This is a genomic window from Flavobacterium sp. H4147, assembly GCF_029360735.1.
GTDB lineage: Bacteria > Bacteroidota > Bacteroidia > Flavobacteriales > Flavobacteriaceae > Flavobacterium > Flavobacterium endoglycinae.
Map to the genome: position 1 here is coordinate 936,017 of NZ_JARKNB010000002.1, position 22,063 is coordinate 958,079.

General features: G+C 33.7%; 19 protein-coding genes and 2 pseudogenes. 12 read left to right on the forward strand and 9 right to left on the reverse strand.

Annotated elements, in window-relative coordinates:
- Positions 1-25: 25 nt before the first annotated feature.
- The 5 genes from P2W75_RS11885 to ychF form a co-directional block, all read right to left on the reverse strand.
- Positions 26-955: a transglutaminase domain-containing protein gene (locus P2W75_RS11885; protein WP_276380642.1), complete on the reverse strand. Its 930-nt coding sequence runs from the start codon at positions 953-955 to the stop codon at positions 26-28.
- Between the two features lie 55 nt (positions 956-1,010).
- The gene (locus P2W75_RS11890; RefSeq protein WP_207296974.1) at positions 1,011-1,535 is read right to left on the reverse strand and encodes an NADPH-dependent FMN reductase; all 525 of its coding nucleotides are present in this window, start codon (positions 1,533-1,535) and stop codon (positions 1,011-1,013) included.
- Positions 1,532-2,491 carry a YihY/virulence factor BrkB family protein gene (locus tag P2W75_RS11895; RefSeq protein WP_207296975.1) on the reverse strand — a complete coding sequence of 320 codons (960 nt, stop codon included), beginning with the start codon at positions 2,489-2,491 and terminating at the stop codon, positions 1,532-1,534. The genes P2W75_RS11890 and P2W75_RS11895 overlap by 4 nt, the downstream gene beginning before the upstream one ends.
- Positions 2,492-2,763: 272 nt before the next feature.
- On the reverse strand, positions 2,764-3,441 hold the full coding sequence (locus tag P2W75_RS11900; protein ID WP_276380643.1) for a TIGR02117 family protein: 678 nt from the start codon (positions 3,439-3,441) through the stop codon (positions 2,764-2,766).
- A 518-nt stretch (positions 3,442-3,959) separates the two neighbouring features.
- A complete protein-coding gene (ychF, locus tag P2W75_RS11905) occupies positions 3,960-5,054 on the reverse strand; it encodes a redox-regulated ATPase YchF (RefSeq protein ID WP_207296977.1) in 1,095 nt (364 codons plus the stop codon).
- A 296-nt stretch (positions 5,055-5,350) separates the two neighbouring features.
- Here ychF and P2W75_RS11910 point away from each other — a divergent pair, with 296 nt between their 5' ends.
- The gene (locus tag P2W75_RS11910) at positions 5,351-7,981 is read left to right on the forward strand and encodes a TonB-dependent receptor (RefSeq protein WP_276380644.1); all 2,631 of its coding nucleotides are present in this window, start codon (positions 5,351-5,353) and stop codon (positions 7,979-7,981) included.
- Positions 7,982-8,052: 71 nt separating this feature from the next.
- On the opposite strand, the gene P2W75_RS11915 is transcribed toward P2W75_RS11910, so the two are convergent.
- Positions 8,053-9,210: a hypothetical protein gene (locus tag P2W75_RS11915; protein WP_207296979.1), complete on the reverse strand. Its 1,158-nt coding sequence runs from the start codon at positions 9,208-9,210 to the stop codon at positions 8,053-8,055.
- A 168-nt stretch (positions 9,211-9,378) separates the two neighbouring features.
- Positions 9,379-9,729, reverse strand: a complete 351-nt coding sequence (locus tag P2W75_RS11920) for a 4Fe-4S dicluster domain-containing protein (RefSeq protein ID WP_207296980.1) — start codon at positions 9,727-9,729, stop codon at positions 9,379-9,381.
- Positions 9,730-9,879: 150 nt separating this feature from the next.
- On the opposite strand from P2W75_RS11920, the gene P2W75_RS11925 reads away from it, so the two are divergent.
- From P2W75_RS11925 to P2W75_RS11950, 6 genes are all read left to right on the forward strand, one after another.
- Positions 9,880-10,947 (forward strand): acyl-CoA reductase, encoded by a 1,068-nt coding sequence (locus tag P2W75_RS11925; protein ID WP_276380645.1) that lies wholly within the window; start codon positions 9,880-9,882, stop codon positions 10,945-10,947.
- A gap of 93 nt (positions 10,948-11,040) precedes the next feature.
- The gene (gene serC, locus P2W75_RS11930; protein ID WP_207296982.1) at positions 11,041-12,111 is read left to right on the forward strand and encodes a 3-phosphoserine/phosphohydroxythreonine transaminase; all 1,071 of its coding nucleotides are present in this window, start codon (positions 11,041-11,043) and stop codon (positions 12,109-12,111) included.
- A gap of 131 nt (positions 12,112-12,242) precedes the next feature.
- Entirely contained in the window at positions 12,243-13,193 is a 951-nt protein-coding gene (locus tag P2W75_RS11935) for a D-2-hydroxyacid dehydrogenase (protein WP_207296983.1), read from the forward strand.
- A 98-nt stretch (positions 13,194-13,291) separates the two neighbouring features.
- A complete protein-coding gene (locus tag P2W75_RS11940; RefSeq protein WP_276380646.1) occupies positions 13,292-13,852 on the forward strand; it encodes a hypothetical protein in 561 nt (186 codons plus the stop codon).
- A gap of 164 nt (positions 13,853-14,016) precedes the next feature.
- Entirely contained in the window at positions 14,017-14,451 is a 435-nt protein-coding gene (locus P2W75_RS11945) for a DUF6146 family protein (RefSeq protein WP_276380647.1), read from the forward strand.
- A 31-nt stretch (positions 14,452-14,482) separates the two neighbouring features.
- Positions 14,483-14,791 carry a DUF6787 family protein gene (locus P2W75_RS11950; RefSeq protein ID WP_276380648.1) on the forward strand — a complete coding sequence of 103 codons (309 nt, stop codon included), beginning with the start codon at positions 14,483-14,485 and terminating at the stop codon, positions 14,789-14,791.
- A gap of 28 nt (positions 14,792-14,819) precedes the next feature.
- Here the strand turns inward: P2W75_RS11950 and P2W75_RS11955 are convergent, their stop codons facing one another.
- Positions 14,820-15,119: a hypothetical protein gene (locus tag P2W75_RS11955; RefSeq protein WP_207296987.1), complete on the reverse strand. Its 300-nt coding sequence runs from the start codon at positions 15,117-15,119 to the stop codon at positions 14,820-14,822.
- A 234-nt stretch (positions 15,120-15,353) separates the two neighbouring features.
- On the opposite strand from P2W75_RS11955, the pseudogene P2W75_RS11960 reads away from it, so the two are divergent.
- The 4 genes and pseudogenes from P2W75_RS11960 to P2W75_RS11975 form a co-directional block, all read left to right on the forward strand.
- Positions 15,354-15,575, forward strand: a pseudogene (locus P2W75_RS11960) (ATP-binding cassette domain-containing protein); the annotation flags it as partial.
- A gap of 210 nt (positions 15,576-15,785) precedes the next feature.
- Positions 15,786-16,232: pseudogene (locus tag P2W75_RS11965) on the forward strand (ABC transporter ATP-binding protein); the annotation flags it as partial.
- A 110-nt stretch (positions 16,233-16,342) separates the two neighbouring features.
- A complete protein-coding gene (locus P2W75_RS11970; protein WP_276380649.1) occupies positions 16,343-17,107 on the forward strand; it encodes a TIGR02757 family protein in 765 nt (254 codons plus the stop codon).
- A gap of 168 nt (positions 17,108-17,275) precedes the next feature.
- Positions 17,276-18,625: a DEAD/DEAH box helicase gene (locus tag P2W75_RS11975; protein WP_276380650.1), complete on the forward strand. Its 1,350-nt coding sequence runs from the start codon at positions 17,276-17,278 to the stop codon at positions 18,623-18,625.
- A 114-nt stretch (positions 18,626-18,739) separates the two neighbouring features.
- On the opposite strand, the gene P2W75_RS11980 is transcribed toward P2W75_RS11975, so the two are convergent.
- Positions 18,740-19,852: a lactonase family protein gene (locus P2W75_RS11980; RefSeq protein WP_276380651.1), complete on the reverse strand. Its 1,113-nt coding sequence runs from the start codon at positions 19,850-19,852 to the stop codon at positions 18,740-18,742.
- A gap of 281 nt (positions 19,853-20,133) precedes the next feature.
- Between P2W75_RS11980 and P2W75_RS11985 the strand changes: the two genes are divergently transcribed.
- Positions 20,134-22,062 carry a BatA and WFA domain-containing protein gene (locus P2W75_RS11985; RefSeq protein ID WP_276380652.1) on the forward strand — a complete coding sequence of 643 codons (1,929 nt, stop codon included), beginning with the start codon at positions 20,134-20,136 and terminating at the stop codon, positions 22,060-22,062.
- Position 22,063 lies beyond the last annotated feature (1 nt).

Here is a 22,063-nt window from a genome sequence, read left to right on the forward strand (position 1 = left end):
AAATCTTACAATACAGAATAGGAATCTATTTATGAACTATTTTAAACGAAACAATGCTATTGGTATTTACAAAAATAGTAATGTAATCTCCCAAATTATTATCGGCAAGAATTTGAAATTCCAAGCTGCCTCTTTTCTCTTTCGGGTTTTGAACTTTAACGGGCTGATTCCTTTTATTTAAATAGAAAACCTGATCTGATTTAGAAATGTTTTTGATTTCGACCGTAATTTTATCGCCACTTTTTACTTCCAGTATTCCTGAATCTGGGGATTTAATTTTATTATCATTTTCTATAGTCTTATTGTAAATCAGCGGACCATTTAAAAAATCATCTTTACTTATTCTATTTCCTAAATAAGTACCGGAATCTGGATAGTGTTTTGCGAAAAAGTAATCTGGATCAGTATCAAAGTAAACTGGATTAAAATCATTTACCATTCTTCCTTTGCTGCTGTCATAATATCCTTGTCCCCAGGTTACATCAATCAAGCGCCATTTTTTATCAATTAAAACAATATTCCAAGCGTGGTTTGAAGATGTATTTTTTCTGCCGATATCTGCCAATCGGGTCTTAGAATCCCCTCTTATTATTTCACATTCAATTCCGACTAATTCTGCCAAATGCTGATACAAAGCCGTGAATCCTTCGCAGACTGCTTTTTGTGATTTGAAAGCTTTCTGAATCAGGTTGTCATTGAGCTGTTTCAGTTTTCGTTGTTTTTCAGCTTCTGTTGAATAACTAAATCCTTGTATTTTAGGTGGATTTAGAAATGCATTATAATCGTATTTAATATTTAAGGCGATCCAGCTGTAAACAGCGCGTGCTTTGTCATAGTCAGAACTAAAATCTTTATTGATTTTGTCTGCTAATTTTTCTGTGCTGGCAAAACTTTTAGGATATTTTGCAACAATTTTATCGACTTCAGTTAGCTTTTGCGCTAAAGCGGAATTCAAAAAAATTATGTTGAAAAAAAGGAATATAAAAGCAATCTTTTTTATGGGCATCGATTTAAAAACTTGATTTGATAATTTCTTTTAATTGTTGATCCAATTCAGGATTTGATATTTTATTTTCCTGTAAATCAAAATTCGCGCCAAAAGCTGGTAATGAGAAAGTTCCTTTAATTTCGGCACCATAACGCGGGAAAAGATTTTGAGCGATTCCTAAAACTGATGCACCGCCTCTGCCTCCAGGAGAAGTTGCTAATAATAACATTGGTTTATGCTGAAAAACATCTTTTTCAATTCGCGAACTCCAGTCGAAAACATTTTTGAAAGCAACAGAATAATTCCCGTTGTTTTCAGCCATTGAAACTACCAGAATATCAGCTTCTTTCAGTTTATTCAAAAAAGCTTGAGCGATTTGATGCTGTCCTACTTCTTTTTCTAAATCAACACTGAATAGCGGCATGGCATAATCGTTTAAATCTAAAACTTCAACATCGGCATTTTCAAATAAACTTGATGCATAAGTTGCTAAACGTTTATTAATTGACTGTGTACTGTTGCTTCCTCCAAAGGCTATAATTTTCATATTTTCTCGTTTGTTAATCTTTGTTGTGTGGATTCTTGGGTTACATCTTCGATTTCGTAAACTTCTTTTGCAATCTCTACAGAATATTCATTTGGATAAATTTTTCCTCCATATGATTTTGCATAGACTTTTGTAAATTCTGCTCCAAAGTAAAGAATTATTGCGGAATAATAAACCCAAACTAAAATAATGATTACAGATCCTGCAGCTCCATAAACTGAAGCAACTGTAGAACTGCCCAAATAGAATCCAATGGCAAATTTACCAATCATAAATAGTACTGCGGTTACACTCGATCCAATAATGGCATCTTTCCATTTGATTTTTCCATCAGGTAAAGTTCTGAAGATTATGGTAAATAAAAGGGTTATACTAGCCAGCACAATAACTATATTAACTACATAAAATAAATAAACGGTACTTTCTGGAAAATATATTTTTAAACGCGCACTCACTAAATCTAATACTGTATTGATAAACAAACTGACGATCATTAAAAAACCTACAGATGCAATCATAGAAAATGACATTAATCTGTTTTGTATAAATTTTCTAACTCCTTTATCAGGCTTCGCACGAAGTCCCCAAATGTAATTTATAGAACTCTGAATTTCTGCAAAAACTCCCGAGGCACCAATTAACAACATTACAATTCCAAATACAGTTGCAAAAACATTATTTCCAGACAATTGCACATTCTTTATTGCTTCTTGAATTTGCGTTGCTGCACCATTGCCTACCAAACCATTTATTTGTCCGTAGAGCTGTCCTGTAACAGCTTCTTCACCAAAGAAAAAACCACAGATTGTTATGATAATAATTAATAAAGGCGGAAGTGCAAATATGGTATAATACGATAATGCGGCACTTAGTTTGATGGCATTGTCATCATTAAACTCTAAAAAAGTATTCTTTAATAGAAACCATGTTTTTGAAAAGATATTTTTGGATTTCATTTTGCTGATTTTTTTGATATACTCTCAAATTTAAGCAATAATCAAAAAAACGGTATTCTTGGATTTTATTCAGATTTTACATTTTTTTCATGTCAAACTTATATAGCCCCTACGGGACAAATTTAATTGTGTAAAAATCTTTTCTACCGATATTATACTCCTGACAGAGTTTTTTTCAATGAATTATATATCTCGCTAGAGATTTTATTTTGGTAACAACTAAAAATCTCATGGTTTTAATGTTCCATAGGAACTATACTTGGTTGACCATACTATTTATAATGGCAAAAAATCCCTTTATCATAAACCGTCCACAAACTTGCTTTTTGGTTTGCTGCCTTTAACGCATTGTTCGCCCAGGTATTGCAAGTATAAAAAAGACTGTAACTTCCTTTGGCTTCATAAAAAGCATCTTTCATTCCGTAGCTATGGCCTTCAATCCATTGTGGATGAACAGGATCACTGAAACTATCCGAAATATAATTAACCAAACTCTGATAGTTTTCTTTTGAAATCAAGATTCGTTTACAATCTTCGCCCTCTTTCAACTGTTTAAAAAATGTAGTGTGCATTGCCGAAGAACTCACACCAAAAGCCGCTTTTAAGGCGGTGCTTGCTTTTAAGTCCGACCATTCCGGCGTGTCTAAGTAAAAACCTTTATCACCCCAGCCAAAAGCGATATAATTCATTGAAGAATCTTTTGATTTGGTTTGATTGAACTGGATTTCATTTCGCCAGTCTTTGATTTCGTTTTTAATAGGAACTACAACATCAGTATGAACTCCATTGGAAAGAATGTAAATAGGAACCCCATTTTCTTCTTCCACCTTTGCAATATCTGAATTGACTGTTATTTTTGAAATAAGTAAAACTGATGTAACATAAAGAGCAAGGAAAGTGAAAATTCCGAATAAAGTCCAGCCTAGAAATTTGAAAGATTTTTTTAGCATTTGATTGGTTGATTTTAGATTAGTAATTGGTTAATTTTTCTGTAACCAATTTTTAAGCCAAAAATTTATTTGTTGAAAATAGAATGTGGATTTTTCTGATTCGCTTTCGCGAAAGCGCAGATTTACAAGTATTTTTTTTTCAATTTTTTTACTCTCATTTTTTGTCCTGAGCGAGTCGAAGGACACACGAGAAACGCAACAAAGAGAATCGACAATCTTTGCTTGGGCTTCGACTCCGCTCAGCCTGACAAACTTTGCGTTTATTTGAAAAAATATTTCATCTCATTTTTGTCCTCCTGAGCGAAGTCGAAGGACACACAAGAAACTCAACTGAGAGAATCGACAATCTTTGCTTGGGCTTCGACTCCGCTCAGCCTGACAAACGATGACTTTTGTCTAATTTCTTTCTTCTTTCCTCTTTCCCCTTTCCACTATTTTCTAAAACAAAAAAACTGCCGAATTTCTCCAGCAGTTTTTTCTATTCTCTTTATTCTTTATTCTATTCTCTAAAAAAAAGACTAAACGTTGAAACGGAAGTGCATTACATCACCATCTTTTACCACGTATTCTTTTCCTTCTACTCTGAATTTTCCAGCTTCTTTTGCTTTTGCTTCAGAACCGTATTGAACATAATCGTCGTATGAAATTACCTCTGCACGGATAAATCCTTTTTCGAAATCAGTGTGGATAACTCCAGCTGCTTGTGGTGCAGTTGCTCCAATATTGATTGTCCAAGCGCGAACTTCTTTTACACCTGCTGTAAAATATGTTTGCTGTTTTAATAATTTGTAAGCTGCACGAATTAAAACTGAAGCTCCCGGCTCTTCTAATCCCATATCTTCAAGGAAAACCTGACGCTCTTCGTAGCTTTCTAATTCAGTGATATCAGCCTCTGCTCCTACTGAAAGCACAATAACCTCAGCGTCTTCATCTTTTACTAATTCGCGAACCTGATCTACATATTTGTTTCCGCTTACTGCAGAACTTTCATCAACGTTGCAAACGTATAAAACTGGCTTTGCTGTAATCAATTGGAAACTTTCTAATAAAACTTCTTCGTCATTATTTTGAGGCACAATTGTTCTTGCAGATTTTGCCTGCAATAAAGCTTCTCTAATTCTATTTAATAAAGCTTCTTCTGTCTGTGCTTCTTTATTTCCTGTTTTAGCAGCACGTTTTACTTTTTCTAAACGTTTTTCAACAGTTTCTAAATCCTTTAACTGTAATTCGATATCGATAGTTTCTTTATCACGAATTGGGTTTACGTTTCCATCAACGTGTACAATGTTATCGTTGTCAAAACAACGTAAAACGTGAATAATAGCATTACACTCTCTAATGTTACCTAAAAACTGGTTTCCAAGACCTTCACCTTTACTAGCTCCTTTTACCAAACCTGCAATATCTACGATATCTACAGTTGCCATTTGAACACGCTCTGGTTTTACTAATTCTTCTAATTTATTAATTCTTGGGTCTGGAACGTTTACAACACCAATATTTGGTTCGATTGTACAAAACGGAAAGTTCGCACTCTGCGCCTTTGCATTAGATAAACAATTAAATAATGTTGATTTTCCAACATTTGGTAATCCTACAATTCCTGCTTTCATCTGTTTGTTTCTATTTATTTTAGTCGGTCTTTTTTAGGCTTAGACACGGACGTTTTAACTTGTAATTTAATGAATTATAACCTATTTATAATTTTTGCTTTCTGCTAAAATGATATTTTTTGGCTTTAAAATTTTGCAAATATAAGATTTAATACCTCGTGAGCGAAGTAAAAATGTGCATTAATATAATTTTAAGGTTATTCCTAAAAATTTTTAAACTTTTTATTAAGCTTTTGTTAAAAAATGGTAATTTTAGAAAAATTTCCAACAAAAAACAAACCAAAAAACCAACAACCATGAAAAAGATTGCATTATTATTATTCCTGTTGAATTCAGCGTTTCTATTTGCCCAAAAAGAAATTTCGGGTGTCGTAAAGGACAAAACAGGAAATCCCCTCCCTGGTGTGAATATTGTCGAAAAAGGAACTTCAAATGGTGTTTCAACCGATTTTGAAGGAGGCTTTAGAATTAAAGTTAAAGAAGGTGCAATTTTAGTTTTTAGTTATGTAGGATTTGCTACTGTAGAAAAAACAGCTTCAGATCAATTAAGTGTAACTCTTGATGAAAGCAACGGACAAGTTTTAAATGACGTTGTTGTCGTGGGATCAAGAAACACGAAAAGAACTGTTGTAAATTCGGCAGTTCCTATTGATGTTATTAATGTGAAAGAAGTAACGACTCAAAGTGGAAAAATAGAAATCAACCAGCTTTTGCAGTATGTTGCTCCTTCATTTAACGCCAATAAACAATCTGGTTCTGACGGTGCCGATCACGTTGATCCAGCTTCCTTAAGAGGTATGGGACCTGACCAGACGCTGGTTTTGATTAATGGAAAAAGAAGACATCAATCTTCATTAATCAATTTATTTGGAACTCGCGGACGTGGTAATACTGGAACAGATTTAAATGCAATTCCTGCAGCGTCTATTAAAAGAATCGAGATTCTACGCGACGGTGCTTCGGCTCAATATGGTTCTGATGCTATTGCAGGAGTTATTAATATTGTAACAAATGACAATGTAGATGAACTTACAGGTTCTATCACCTATGGAGCTTTCAATACACATGCAAAAGGCGATTTTCTGCCAGGAACTCCCAATACAGAAGGATATCGTTTAGACCAGCATGGTAATGGAAATTCATACGGAAAAGATCAAGATTTTGACGGAGGTTCTGTAAGAGTTGCCGCGAACTATGGTACCGCAATTGGAACTAAAGGCGGTTTTGTAAACCTTACAGGAGAATTCCTAAACAAAAACAAAACACTTCGTCCAGCTTACGATTTTAGAAAAGGTTTTGGTGATGCCGAAATGAGAGGCGTTAATTTATTTGCCAATCTGGCGATTCCTATTGCTGATAAAACCGAATTTTATGCTTTCGGAGGCAGCAACTTTAGAGATACTGATGCTTATGCTTTTACACGTAACGATGGTGAACGAGTAGTAGAATCGGTTTATCCGGGTGGATATACTCCAAGAATCACTTCAAAAATAAATGATAATTCAGTTGCGGCTGGAATCAGAACTCAGTCTTCGGGAGGATGGAAATTTGATTTAAGTAATACATTCGGAATGAATAAATTTCAGTACGATATTAAAGGAACTATCAATGCCTCTCTTGAAGAAAAATCACCGCACGAATTCGATGCCGGAGGACATAGCCTGCTTCAAAACACAACTAATTTTGATGTTTCTAAAAACTACGACAGTGTTCTGAATGGTTTGAATATTGCTTTTGGAACTGAATTCAGAGTGGAAAAGTTTGAAATTTTTGCTGGTGAAGAAGGTTCCTATACTACTTATGACACCAATGGAAAACCTATAACCGATCCAACTACACAAAGTGCTCCCATAGATCCTGTTTCTGGAAACCCAAGACCGGGAAGTTCGCAAGGTTTTCCAGGTTACAGTCCTGCCAACGAAGTAAATGAAAGCCGTACTAACTTTTCTTTATATGCTGATGGTGAGTTAGATATTACCGATGCTTTAATGGTAAGTACCGCAGTCCGTTTTGAAAACTACAGCGATTTTGGAAGTACTGTAAACGGAAAATTAGCATCAAGACTTAAAATTACAGATCATATTAATGTAAGAGGATCTATCAGTACAGGTTTTCGTGCACCTTCTCTAGCACAGATTTATTACAATCTACGTTTTACCAACTTTAACTCAAGCGGTGCCACCGAAGTTTTATTGGCTCCAAATAACAGTCCTGTAACCAGAGCTTTTGGAATTGACAAATTAAATGAAGAAAAAGCAGCAAATGCTTCTTTAGGCTTTACAGCTTCTTTCGGAGATTTTACAGCTACTGTTGATGGTTATTATATTCAGGTAAAAGACCGTATCGTTTTAACCGGATATTTTGATGCAAGTTCTTTAAATCTTGGTGTTTCTGAAGCACAGTTTTTTGCCAATGGTGTAGACACCAGCACACACGGTTTAGACTTGGTTTTATCATGGAAGAAAAAATTTGGTTCTTCTCAGTTTGGTGCCACTTTGGTTGGAAACATCAACGATATGAAAATCGACAAAGTAAAGAATGGTTCGCTTGATGAAGCTACATTCTTTGGAAAACGTGAAAAAGCATTTTTATTAGCTTCAGCTCCTGATAATAAATTTGGATTGAACTTAAATTATACTTTCAAAAAATTCGATGCAGGATTAGCTTTTACACGTTTCAGCAAAGTAGTTTTGGTTGATTATGCTGATGAAGACGATGTTTATAATCCAAGATTAATTACAGATCTTACTTTAGGATATCAATTCACTAAAAGTTTGAAACTAAGCATTGGAAGCAACAACTTATTTAATGTATATCCAACTAAACAGGATGAACAAGGAAACACAGAAGCTGGTGGTTATTGGGATGCTGTACAAATGGGTTTCAGCGGTGCTTATTACTATGCCAGACTTGGATTTAATTTCTAAAAAACAATTTAAATCATAAAAAAATCCTGAGCCGAAAGCTCAGGATTTTTAATTTCTGCTTTTTTTTGAAACTATAATTTATAATCTAAAGATGCAATAATTGCTTTTTCTTCATCAGTAGCTACAAAGCCCGAAATATCCCAGTAATTGGTTAGGATTTTATTCCTTTTATTGAAAAGAGATTTCTCTTTAAAAACGTCGCTTTCTTTATACGTGAAATTTTGTCTGTTAAAACCCGTAGTTGTAAAACTATTTCTAACGTGGATTTTTTTCTTTCCTTCTTTTAAAATAAGATTATAAGCAATTTCTTCATTTGAACCAAGCAAATAATAATCTTCACCATCAAGTCTGTAATCTACTTTGATGAATGATTTCGTAATATTTTTAGAATTCACCGCTGTTTTCTCTTCTATCTTATCGAGGTTCTGAGGCGTTATATCGATTGAAAATTCAATGATAAGTTTCTTTTCCGGATCGTAAACAATTTCAAATTTATCTACGGCTTCTTTTGCTTTGTCCAAAGGCGTAATATACATTACATAATAATCCTTGTTTTTATCGTGGCCGCGAATAATAAAATCGTATTCCTTTTTCGCCTTCGGATCTAAAAGCGGATCAAAATATTTCAAATCCGTATAATTGCTCATAATATTATTGAGATCATAACCTCGTAAATCTGAACTGACATCAGTTTCTAATAAACCATACGATCTGTTCTGCTCGACCAAAAGTGTAGTTCCCGATTTTCCGCTGAATTGAAAATTTACTAATCCGTCATTATAATACGAATATTTATTATCCAGCATAAAAAACTCTCTTACATATACTTTTAAACGATACGAAGAAGCTAATTTTTTCGCTGAGTTGGAAACGATTTTTTGAAGTACTTTTTGAGGAGATTGTTTCGACAATACGATTTCATCCAGTTTATTATCCTTATTATTTAGATAAACAACAAAACCATTTTCTTTTAATGATGCCCAACGCATCGTTAAACTTTCATAATTAGTTTCAGAAACTTCAACATTTGAAGCACCATTTACTATAAAAGTAACTTTTCCCTCTTTATTGCTCGATAAGATCTGCTTGGTTTTCAAAATAACAACCGTTGCGTTTTCAATAGGCTGAAGCGTTTCTATATCTTTTACAATTATAGAATACTCTTCATTTTGAGCAAAAACACTTACATAGTTGAGTAAAACGACAAATAAGAGTAGTAATTTCTTCATAGGCGTTATTATTTTTTCAACTAAAGTATAGTTTTTTTAACAATAAAGCAACACTCGATAAATAAAACATTCGTTATCAGTAAACTAACTTTAAAAAATACCTGATTTCAGGATAAAAAAAATCCTGAGAAAACTCAGGATTTTATAGATATATTAAGAAGCTTAAGATTACTCGCCATGCAGGAATGCCTGTCTATTTAATAGCGTTTCTTCATCTTCTACGTGATTATCATCGGGTACACAACAATCAACTGGACAAACCGCTGCACATTGAGGCTCGTCATGGAAACCTTTACATTCTGTACATTTTCCTGGAACGATATAATAGATTTCGTCAGAAATTGGAGTTTGAGCTTCATTAGCATCCACCTCAGTTCCGTCAGGTAAAACTACAGTTCCTGTTAAACTTGTTCCATCTTTATATCTCCAGTCATCTGCTCCTTCATAGATTGCTGTATTAGGGCATTCCGGTTCGCAAGCCCCACAATTTATACACTCGTCAGTTATAATTATTGCCATCGTTTATTGATCTTAAAGTTAAAAGTCTTAAAGTTCCAAAGTCAAAATAAAGACAAGCATCGCTTTTGACTTTATGGCTTTTGACTTTCGACTTAATTATGCTTATTTTTGTTGCAAAATTACAATCAAAACAATTCATAAGCAAACATTATGACATTAGAAACAAAAAAAAGTGTTTTTGTTGAATTAGGAAAATTTTTAAGTCAGTTTTCTGAAGGAAATTCCACGAAGAAATCCGACGTTTTATATAATGATATCTTTTTTGATGATTTCGAAAAGCTGATTCATCTATCACAATCCCACAATGGCTGGTATACGCCAGAACAAGTGTATTTTTCGGTACAATCGTGGGCAGAAGCGTTGACAGAAGAAAACATCAACAAATGGCTTTCCGCTTATAAAATTGATGAGAATAACGAAAATCCAAAAACTGTCGCTTTGATTCTAGCAGGAAATATTCCGTTAGTTGGTTTTCATGATTTTCTATCGGTTTTAATAACTGGAAACAAAGCTTTGGTTAAGACCTCGTCAAACGATCAGCATTTATTGCCATTCTTGGCAAAATATTTAATTGCTGTTGATGAAAATTTAAAAGATAAAATCACTTTCGTGGAAGGAAAACTAGAAAATTTCGATGCAGTAATAGCCACCGGAAGTAATAACACGTCTCGTTACTTTGAATATTATTTTAAAGACAAACCTTCAATTATCCGCAAAAACCGAAATTCGGCAGCTGTTTTAAACGGAAAAGAAACCAAAGAAGAATTAGAAGCTCTAGGAGAAGATATTTTTAGATATTTTGGTTTAGGATGCCGAAATGTCTCTAAACTTTTTGTTCCAAAAGGGTATTCTTTTGATGATTTTTTTCAAGCCGTTTTCAAATATCAAGATGTTATTCAATACGAAAAATACGCCAACAACTACGATTACAACAAAGCTGTTTTCCTAATGAGTAATTTTAAACTTATCGACAACGGTTTTCTGACATTAAAAGAAGATTCGAGTTATGCCTCTCCTATTTCGAGTGTTTTTTATGAATATTATGAAAATCTAGAAGAACTAGAAAAGCGTCTTCAGGCAGATCAGGATCAAATTCAATGCATCGTTGGAAACGATTTTGTATCCCATAGCATCCCATTCGGAAAAACTCAAAAACCGCAATTGTGGGATTACGCAGATAATGTCGATACTATAACGTTTTTGTTAACAACAAAGTAATAAATTGTTTAATTATTTCGAATATTTTAACGCTTTTTCGGCTCTTATTACCGAAATTTGCGTCTTTAAAATTTTCGACTATTAACAACAACCATGAAAAAACACAACTACAGCGCAGGACCAAGTATTTTACCTCAGGAAGTTTTTGAGAAGGCATCAAAAGCAATTTTAAATTTTAATGATTCAGGGTTATCTATTCTTGAAATCTCGCACCGAAGCAAAGATTTCGTTGCAGTTATGGAGGAAGCTCGTTCCCTTGCTTTAGAATTATTAGGTCTTCAAGGAAAAGGTTATCAGGCTTTATTTTTACAAGGTGGTGCAAGTACAGCATTCTTAATGGCACCATACAATTTATTAAAAGAAAACGGAAAAGCAGCTTATTTAGATTCAGGAACGTGGGCAACTGCGGCCATTAAAGAAGCTAAACTTTTCGGTGAAACTGTTGTCGTAGCTTCTTCAAAAGAAGACAATTATACTTATGTTCCTAAAGGTTACGAAATTCCAGCTGATGCTGATTATTTCCACTGCACAAGTAACAATACCATCTTTGGAACACAAATGAAAGAATTCCCAACAACAAATGTTCCTGTTGTTTGCGATATGAGTTCTGATATTTTTTCACGTGAATTAGATTTTTCTAAATTTGATTTAATCTATGCTGGAGCTCAAAAAAATATGGGACCTGCAGGAACGACATTAGTAGTAATTAAAGAAGAAATCTTAGGCAAAAATGGAAGAACTATTCCTAGTATGCTAGATTATGCTAAACACATTAAAGGAGAAAGTATGTACAATACTCCACCTGTATTTGCAGTTTACGTTTCTCTTTTAACTTTGCAATGGATTAAAGAAAAAGGCGGAATCGCTGCTGTTGAAAAATTAAACAACGCCAAAGCAGAATTACTTTACACTGAAATCGACAGAAACCCATTATTCAAAGGTGCTGCAAAAGTAGAAGACCGTTCTAACATGAACGTGACTTTCTTATTGAACAATCCAGAACACACAGAAACTTTTGACGCTTTATGGAAAGCAGCAAACATTTCTGGTTTACCTGGGCACCGTTCTGTTGGTGGTTACAGAGCTTCAATCTACAACGCTATGCCTATCGAAAGTGTTCAGGTTTTAGTTGATGTAATGAAAGCTTTGGAATCTAAAGTTTAACCGTTTATACGTTTAATCGTTAATTTGTTTAACTGTTTAATCGTAAAAATATTTCCTTTAAAATATCAAAAAAGAAAAATCAAATACTGGTTTATCGATTAAACGATTAACCAAATAAACATAAAAATACAATGAAAGTATTAGCAAATGACGGAATTTCTAAAAGCGGAATTCTAGCCTTAGAAAAAGGTGGTTTTGAAGTTATCACTACAAAAGTAGCTCAAGAACAAGTAGCTAACTATATAAACGAAAACAATATTGACGTAATTTTAGTTCGTAGTGCCACTAAAGTTCGTAAAGATATTATCGATGCTTGCCCAGGTATTAAAATCATCGGTCGTGGTGGTGTTGGTATGGATAATATCGATGTTGATTATGCTAAAAGCAAAGGAATTCATGTAATTAATACTCCGGCTTCATCTTCAGAATCTGTTGCTGAATTGGTATTCGGACACTTATTTTCTGGTGTACGTTTTTTACATGATTCTAACAGAAATATGCCTCTTGAAGGAGATTCTAACTTTGAAGGTTTGAAAAAAGCATATGCTAACGGAACTGAATTAAGAGGTAAAACTTTAGGTATTGTTGGTATTGGCCGTATTGGACAAGCTACTGCAAAAATGGCTCTTGGCCTTGGAATGAAAGTTATCGCTGCTGATAGCTTTATTCCTCAAGTTGATGTAAAAGTTGAATTTTTCGACGGACAATCAATTACTACTACAATCGTTTCTCAATCTTTAGAATCTTTATTCAAAGAAGCTGATTTCATTACATTACACGTTCCTGCACAAGATGGTTACATTATTGGCGAAAAAGAACTTGAAATCATGAAAGACGGTGTTGGAATCGTAAACTGTGCTCGTGGTGGTGTAATTGATGAAGTAGCATTAGTAAAAGCTTTAGATTCAGGAAAAGTGGCTTTTGCAGGTTTAGACGTTTTCGAAAGCGAACCAAAACCAGAAATGGCAATTTTAATGCACTCTAAAATCTCTTTAACGCCTCACATTGGAGCTGCAACTGGAGAAGCACAAGATAGAATTGGTACTGAGTTAGCTTCACAAATTATTACTTTGTTAAGCTAGATAAAATAAAAAAGTTATCTTTAAAGGGATTTATTACAATTTTGTAGTAAATCCCTTTCTTTTTGTTATTTTTGGAGTATAATTTAAACCTTGATATTATGTTTGAACAATTAACCCAATTAGTAAAGCAGTACGGAGGTGATGCAGTTGTAAACAACGCCGCTGTCCCAAATGAACACAATGAAGCTGTAATCAACGAAACCAGTTCGTCTATTTTCTCAGGATTGCAAAAAATAGCTTCAGAAGGAGGAGTAGAACAACTTGCCGGTTTATTCAACGGAAATGCATCAATTGATAATTCTAATCCTGTGGTAAAGCAGATTTCACAGCAATTGAGCGGCAGTTTAGGAGAAAAATACGGTTTAAGCAGTTCAGATGCATCGGGAGTTGCTTCAAGTATGATTCCACAAATTTTAAGCTCGTTAGTAAATAAGGCAAAAGATCCAAACGATGGAAGTTTTCAAATTTCAGATATCATCAATTCCATCTCAGGAAACAGCGGACAAGCGTCAAGTATAATGGATACCATTTCAAAATACGGAATGCAGTTTGGACTTGACCAAAACGGAGACGGAAAAGTAGACTTAGAAGATGCCATAGCAGTTACCAAAAGTAAAGGAGGAATTTCTGGACTTTTCGGGAAATTGTTTGGGAAATAGTTTTTTTTGCGCAAAGGTTCAGAGCGACAAAGGTTCAAAGTTTAAAAAATTGATCTTAAAACCTTTACTTCTTTGAACCTTTGTTCCTTTGCTCCTTTAAAAACTGTTAAAATCCATCTCCCCTTTCCATTTTATTCGTAATTTTAAGTTTCTAAACTCAGATTATGAAAAAATGCATTTCCATATTGATTGTTTTACTTACAATTATAGCATGTTCTACAGCTTCGCAGAATATTGCTAGTACAGATACGACGCCAATTAAAAAAGGAAATGATACCGTAAGAATCGCAAATGATTCATTAGAATACGAAGTCATCATAATTGATAACGGGTTTACCAATTGGCTTGCTTCAAGAGCCTATCCAAGAAATTATTATTCATTACAATACCTTGAAAATAAAAACTATTTATATGTAACCGAGTGGAATAATCGAGTTTTACAACCACAGCGATATAATCCAAACTTATATGAAATGTCGATTAATTATCGTCCGGACATACATTACGGTTATGAAGTAAATTATTTAATTTACAATTACATGATTTATTTTCAAAATACTTACAAACAAAAGCTTTGGGGTTATGTTCCATCAAGATAATATACTATATTTGTAATCATTACAAATAGCGATGAACAAACTAAAAGAACGCTGGGGAATCACCTCAAATTTACAAGCCATAATTATATTTATCGTTTTTGCCATTACAGGATCGGCATCTGCTTGGCTGTCTAAACCATTCTGTGTTTGGCTGGGTATTACCAAAGAAGATTTTGGAGGCTGGTTTACCCTAATTCGTCTTATTATTATATTCCCAATTTATCAAGTTTTACTAGTTTTTATTGGAACTATTTTTGGGCAGTTTAAATTCTTCTGGAATTTTGAAAAGAAAATGCTTAAAAACATGGGACTTGGATTTTTATTTAAAGACAAAGTTTAAACCTTTATATTTTTAAGAAAAATAGATTTTATTCAAAATCATTAGGCTGTCTTGTAAAAAAATAGGTGTAAATCCAAGTTAAAGTAAAAGATGGAATCACATCTGTAAACGGAATAATCTCTTCAAGAAAAGTCAAAATTCCCGCTACCTTTCCTACTCTGCCTTTATACATTCTAGTCATAATAATACCTGCAATTGGAGCCCAGATTACATCCGAAAACTCTCCAAGTAATGGAATCGAAAAAGAAATCATACCAATTCCGTCCAAAATTAGCCCAATAATTAATTTTGACATTCTATTATCTTCTACTACTTTCAAATCTTGCATATTACAATTATTTAAAGTTTAATCGAATTTAAAAATTATACTCGAAATCAATATTATTTCATTATGAAATTTAATTTCTAAATTCCCATATCAAGAAACATACCGATTTAGTAATTGTAGACTCTAGATTGTAGATTGTAGACTTTAGATTTTGAATTATAATTAGACCATTTGGAATTCAGAATTTGAATATTGATTATAATCTTCGTTTCTTTGTAAAAACAGTTTCACTACATGATACAAGCAAAAAACATACATAAATTCTACGATAAACTTGAAGTTTTAAAAGGAGTTGATTTACATATCAAAAAAGGCGAAATTGTTTCGATTGTTGGGGCATCAGGTGCCGGAAAAACCACTTTGTTACAAATTTTAGGAACTTTAGATAAACCCGAACGCAATCCTGATTCATCATTAACTATAAACGGTAAAAATGTACTTGCTTTGCAAGATGTCGAGAACGACAATTCAAAACAAGAAAGAACTTTTAAAATCATTACTTGGTCAGGATTAATTTATATTCTAGCCTTAGCGTTTTTTTTATTGTTTTTTAGAGGTAAAATCTTCGATGACACAATGCGTTACGTAACAACAGCCATATTAATACTTCCCATAATTTTAATGCTGATTTATTACAACAGATATTTTTCTAAAAAAAGCAAACAAGATAAAATCTTATCTGATTTCAGAAACCTGAATTTAGGTTTTATCTTCCAGTTTCATCAATTATTACCCGAATTTACTGCTTTAGAAAACGTATGTCTCCCTGCTTTTATGGCCAATAAACCAAAAGCAGAAACTGAAAAAGAAGCCAAAAAAATATTAGAATACCTAGGTTTATCCCATAGAATTAATCATAAGCCAAGCGCTCTTTCGGGCGGAGAACAGCAGCGTGTAGCCGTAGCCAGAGCTTTAATCAATAAACCTGATGTCATTTTTGCCGATGAACCTTCTGGAAATCTCGATACCCATTCAGCCGAAAACCTCCACCAGTTATTTTTTAAACTTCGTGATGAATTCGGACAGACCTTTGTAATCGTAACACATAACGAAGAATTAGCCAATATGGCCGACAGAAAATTAGTTATGGTCGACGGGCAGATTAGTAATTAGAAGCTGTTTCCTGCTGTCCGCTATATCTTTTACTTGCTAAAGAAGCCAGTAAAAGGATGCCGCTTCCATCAGGGCTAGGGCACTCGAATAATAAGAACATTTCATTTCACATGAATCAAAAAGAACTCAAAGAATTTCTTGACGAAAAAGTCATTCAATATAACAATCAGGATTTTATAGAAAGTGATCCTGTGCAGATTCCGCATTTATTTACGCTAAAAGAAGATATCGAAATTGCTGGTTTCTTAAGTGCTTCTATTGCTTGGGGAAACCGAAAAATGATTATCAAAAATGCGCATAAAATGATGGAATTGATGGGTAATACACCTTACGATTTTGTTATGTCGCATTCTGAAGAAAATCTCGCTGATCTTGAAAATTTCGTTCACAGAACCTTCAACGGAAAAGATTTTGGCGGATTTATTAAAGGCTTACAGCATATCTATAAAAACCACAACGGATTGGAAGCCGTATTTGCCAAAAATCAAGAAAATAACAGTTTACAGAAAAGCATCAGCGAATTCAAAAAAATATTCTTCGAAATCGATCATTTAGCCAGAACACAAAAACACATTTCAGACCCAATGAACAATTCGGCGGCAAAACGAATTAATATGTACCTGCGATGGATGGTTCGTCAGGATGCAAAAGGTGTCGATTTAGGAATCTGGAAAAGTATTTCCCCAGCCGCATTGTCCTGTCCGCTTGATGTGCATTCTGGAAATGTAGCCCGCAAACTTAACATCTTGAAACGAAAACAAAACGATGCAAAAGCATTAGCCGAATTAGACAAAAAACTCCGCGAAATGGATGCTTTAGATCCCGTAAAATACGATTTTGCTTTATTTGGATTAGGCGTTTTTGAAGGGTTTTAAACTTTACAAAATCACATAAATCACATATTGTCAGGCTGAGCGAAGTCGAAGCCCACGTTCCAATTGAAATGCTCTTCGACTTTGCTCAGAGAGACAAAAAGACATCTAAAATTACAAATTCAACAAAAAACCATCATTTTAACGTACATTTGCAAAAATTTTATGCAGATGAGCACTTTCGAAAAATTCAATCTTCCAAAATCATTACAAAAAGCCGTTGACGAATTAGGATTTGTTACGCCTACTCCTATTCAAGAAAAATCTTTCTCTGTAATCATGTCTGGACGTGATATGATGGGAATTGCACAAACCGGAACTGGTAAAACATTTGCGTACTTACTGCCTCTCTTAAAGCTTTACAAATTCACAAATACCAATACACCAAAAATCGTAATTCTGGTACCCACACGTGAATTAGTTGTTCAAGTGGTTGAAGAAGTAGAAAAATTGACCAAATACATGTCCGTTAAAACCCTTGGAATTTACGGAGGTGTTAACATCAATACACAAAAAAAAGCCGTTTACGAAGGTGTTGATATTTTAGTAGGAACGCCAGGCCGTACCATGGATTTAGCGCTTGATGCTGTAGTTCGCTTTGACGAAACACAAAAACTTGTGATAGACGAATTTGACGAAATGCTGAATTTAGGTTTCAGACCTCAATTGACTGCGCTTTTTGCGATGATGAAAACCAAACGTCAAAATATTCTGTTCTCAGCAACTATGACAGATGAAGTTGATAATCTTTTGAATGATTATTTCGATTTTCCCGAAGAAGTTACTTTGGCTCCGTCAGGAACTCCGCTTGAAAAAATTACACAGCTTACCTATAATGTTCCGAATTTCAATACTAAAGTAAATCTGCTGAAACATTTATTGGAAACCGACGAAAGTATGAGTCGTATTTTGGTTTTCGTAAACAACAAGAAGATTTCAGATATGCTTTTCAATCGTATTGATGAGCTTTTTGAAGGACAATTTGGTGTAATTCATTCTAATAAATCTCAAAATTACCGTTTGAGTACGATGGCTGAATTTCAAGAAGGAAATCTTCGCGGATTAATTACAACCGACGTTATGGCAAGAGGTTTGGATATTTCTAATATTACTCACGTAATTAACTTCGAACTTCCTGAAGAACCTGAATTATACATGCACAGAATTGGGCGTACAGGTCGTGCCGATGCCACCGGAACTGCAATTAGTTTTGTTACTCCAAGAGAAGAAGAATATAAAATCGAAACTGAACTTTTAATGGATCAGGAACTTAAAATCGTTGATTTTCCTGAAGAAGTTGAAGTTTCAGAAAAATTAATCGAACCTGAAAAAGACAAATTGCCAAGAAAGTTTTTAATGAAAAAACCAAAACTAGAAGGTGATGGTGCTTTTCATGAAAAATCAAAAAAGAATCAAAAAGTCAATCTGGGCGGACCATCAAAAACCAAAAAGAAAACCCACGGTTCTGTCAATAGAAATATGTTGAAAACAAGAAACGAGAAGAAAAAGAAAAATAAATAATTTCTCATAGGCACAGAGGTTCAAAGGACCAAAGTGGCAAAGTATTAAAAAGGCTCAAAAGTGCAGGTTTAAAAACCTTTGCACCTTTGAGCCTTTGTTACTTTAAACCTAAAATTAAATTTTCGTAAACACCAACCCAACCGGCGAACACAACTCGATTCTTTTTCCAGTATCTGTTAATTTTCCTGTTGTGGCGTTTCTTTTGAAAATGACAATATCGTTGGTGTACTGATGTCCTACTAAAACATAATTTCCTGTTGGATCAATTGCAAAATCTCTTGGCCCTTTCCCTAAAGTACTTTGCTGTTCAACTAGTTCAACACTTCCGTTTTTCTGGATTTTGTAAATCGAAATAGTATTAGCATCTACACGATCTGTAAGATATAAAAATTTTCCGTCTGGCGAAAGTTTAATCGCCGCTGCACCAGTTCCACCTTTAAAATCTTTGGCAAGAATACTCGTTTCAGCTATAATTTTTAGACTTCCTGCTTTATCATAGCTTAGAGTCGTCAATGTACCATCTAATTCCTGAAGCAAATACACAAATTTCCCGTCTTTACTGAAAGTTAAATGTCTTGGTCCGCTTCCTTTTTTCACGTCAACACTTCCTTTTAAAGTCAGTATTTCGTTTTTTGAAGTTGGATTATATTTGTAGATGAATACTTTATCCAAACCTAAATCATTTACCAAAACAAACTTTTTATCTGGAGAAAAAGTCACCATGTGTACGTGAGCTTTTTCCTGACGTGCTTCATTTGGTCCTTTTCCTTCATGCTGAATTAACTGCTGAACTTCTGTAATTCCTCCGTCTGCCTTTTTTTTGTAAACGACAATACTTCCGCCAGAATAGTTCGCAACAATTACATTTTTATCATCATTAATCAAATGACATGGATCTGCTCCTAATGCGTCATTTTTATTAATTACACTTATTTTTCCCGAAGCTGAATCGTATTTAAAAGCACTCACGGTACTCTGAGTTCCATTTTCGTTTACAGCATACAAAAATTTATTATCTGCAGAAACTGATAAATAACTTGGACTGACAACATTTTCAGAAGATTGTTTTAATTTAAAATCACCTGTAGCCGAATTGAATTCATAAACATAAATTCCGTTACTCTTACACGTATTAGTATACGTTCCAACCAACAAGTTAAATTTATTCTGAGCTTTTGTAGTTGTGATTGCCAAAGCCGAGAATAATATTAAAGATATTTTTTTCATAGTTTGTTTTTTAGAATTAGCTAAAATACGCATTAATATCTTTTTGTAATAGTTTGTTTGTTACAAAAGAAATTACAAAAGTTACATTTTTACGCCTTTTAAACCATATAAGTTCATTTAAGATGTATAAGCAATATTCTCTATTCTCTATTCTCTATTCTCTTTTCTCTTTTCTCTTTTCTCTCTTATGCGAACTTATAGGGTTTAAATAATTTTTAATTCGTATTTTTGACCAGCATCTTCGCGAAAAACAAAACGTAGCGAAGTAAATCGAAGTCAGAATGCATTTTAAACATCCCGAAATTCTATACTTTCTATTTTTATTGATTGTTCCAATTTTGGTTCATTTATTTCAATTACGACGTTTTAAAACTTCATATTTTACGAACGTTCGTTTTTTAAAAGAGCTTGCTGTTCAAACCCGTAAAAGTTCAAAAATCAAAAAACGATTATTGCTTGCCACCCGTTTGTTACTGTTAACGTGTGCGGTTATCGCTTTTGCCCAACCATTTTTCGAAGCAAAAGACAGCAAAAATGCCACAAACGAAATGTACATCATTCTGGATAATTCGTTCAGTATGCAGGCAAAAGGCAAAAAAGGCGAATTACTGAAACGTGCCGTTCAGGAATTATTAGAAAACACACCCGAAACCGCTCAATTCTCCCTTTTAACCAACACCGAAAATTACTGGAATACCGATATAAAATCATCTAAAAGCGCTTTACAAAACCTAAAATACAGCGCAACACCATTTGAACTTTCGTCCATATTGGCAAAAGTAAAAGCACATAAATCAGCCTATAAAAAAGATATCGTAATTATTACTGATGCTGTTGGTTTAAGTGAAAAAGACACTAAAAATATTGATTTTGAAGAAAAGCCTTATTTCATAATTCCAGAAGCTGAACAGAAAAACAACATCTCGATTGACAGCGTGTACATCAATCAAACTTTAGAAAACTTCTACGAAATTGGTGTGAATTTATCGGCATATGGTGAAGATTTCAAACCTGTTTCAACGGCTTTGTACAATCAAAATAAATTAATTGCCAAAACGATTATCAATTTTGACGCAAAGAAAAAGAAAATCAATTTTACCATTCCAAAAGAAGCTTTTCACGGTTATGTTTCCATAGAAGACAATGGATTGGCTTATGACAACAAATTGTTTTTCAGTATTTCTAAAAACAAAAAAACAAACGTAATCAGTATTGGCGAACCTGAAAAAAGCAATTTCTTATCTAGAATTTATACACCCGCCGAATTCAATTACAACAATTACGCAATCGGCTCTTTAGACTATAATAGTTTAGAAAAACAAAACACGATTATTTTAAATGAATTAGCCGAAATTCCTCAGGCTTTACAAACCACTTTAAAAGCTTTTGTTGCAAAAGGAGGCAATTTGGTTGTGATTCCTTCCGAGAAAAGTTCGGTTTCTAACTTCAATTCTTTCTTGGCGAATTTTGGAAAAATCCAATTCAACAATCTTAAAACTGAAAGCAAACTGATTACGAAAATCAATTTTGATCACCCTTTATTTTCAGGTGTTTTTGAGAATAAAATCACGAATTTCCAATATCCAAAAACGAATTCTTCTTTTGATATATCAAGTCCATATCCAGCCGTTTTATCTTACGAAGACCAAAGTGCTTTTGTAACTGCAGTTCAAAACCCAACAGCTGGAATTACTGTTTTTTCGGCACCAATAAACAGCAGCAATTCCAATTTTCAGCAATCGCCTTTAATTGTTCCGCTATTTTATAAAATCGCTCAAAACAATCAGAAAACTGGTGTAAATGCTTTAACTATTGGTAATAATCAGCCTTATTTTGTTGATGTTTTATTGACAAAAGATGCCATTCTTGAAGTAAAAGGCACAGACGATCAATTTATACCAATCCAGCAGATATTGAATAATAAAGTCAAACTCACCTTCAATGATTTTCCTGAAACAGCTGGAAATTATAGTGTTTTTGACAAAAAAGAATGGGTTGAAAATTTAAGTTTTAATTACAAAAGAACTGAAAGCGATTTGAGTCAAATAAACACAAATGTAGTTTCTGATTTCAAGACGGCCGATACGATTTCGACCATTTTTAACACCTTACAAACTGAACGTACCGACAGCCAGATTTGGAAATGGTTTGTTATCTTTGCACTGTTATTTTTAGCATTAGAAATAGCAATTATAAAATTTGTAAAATGAT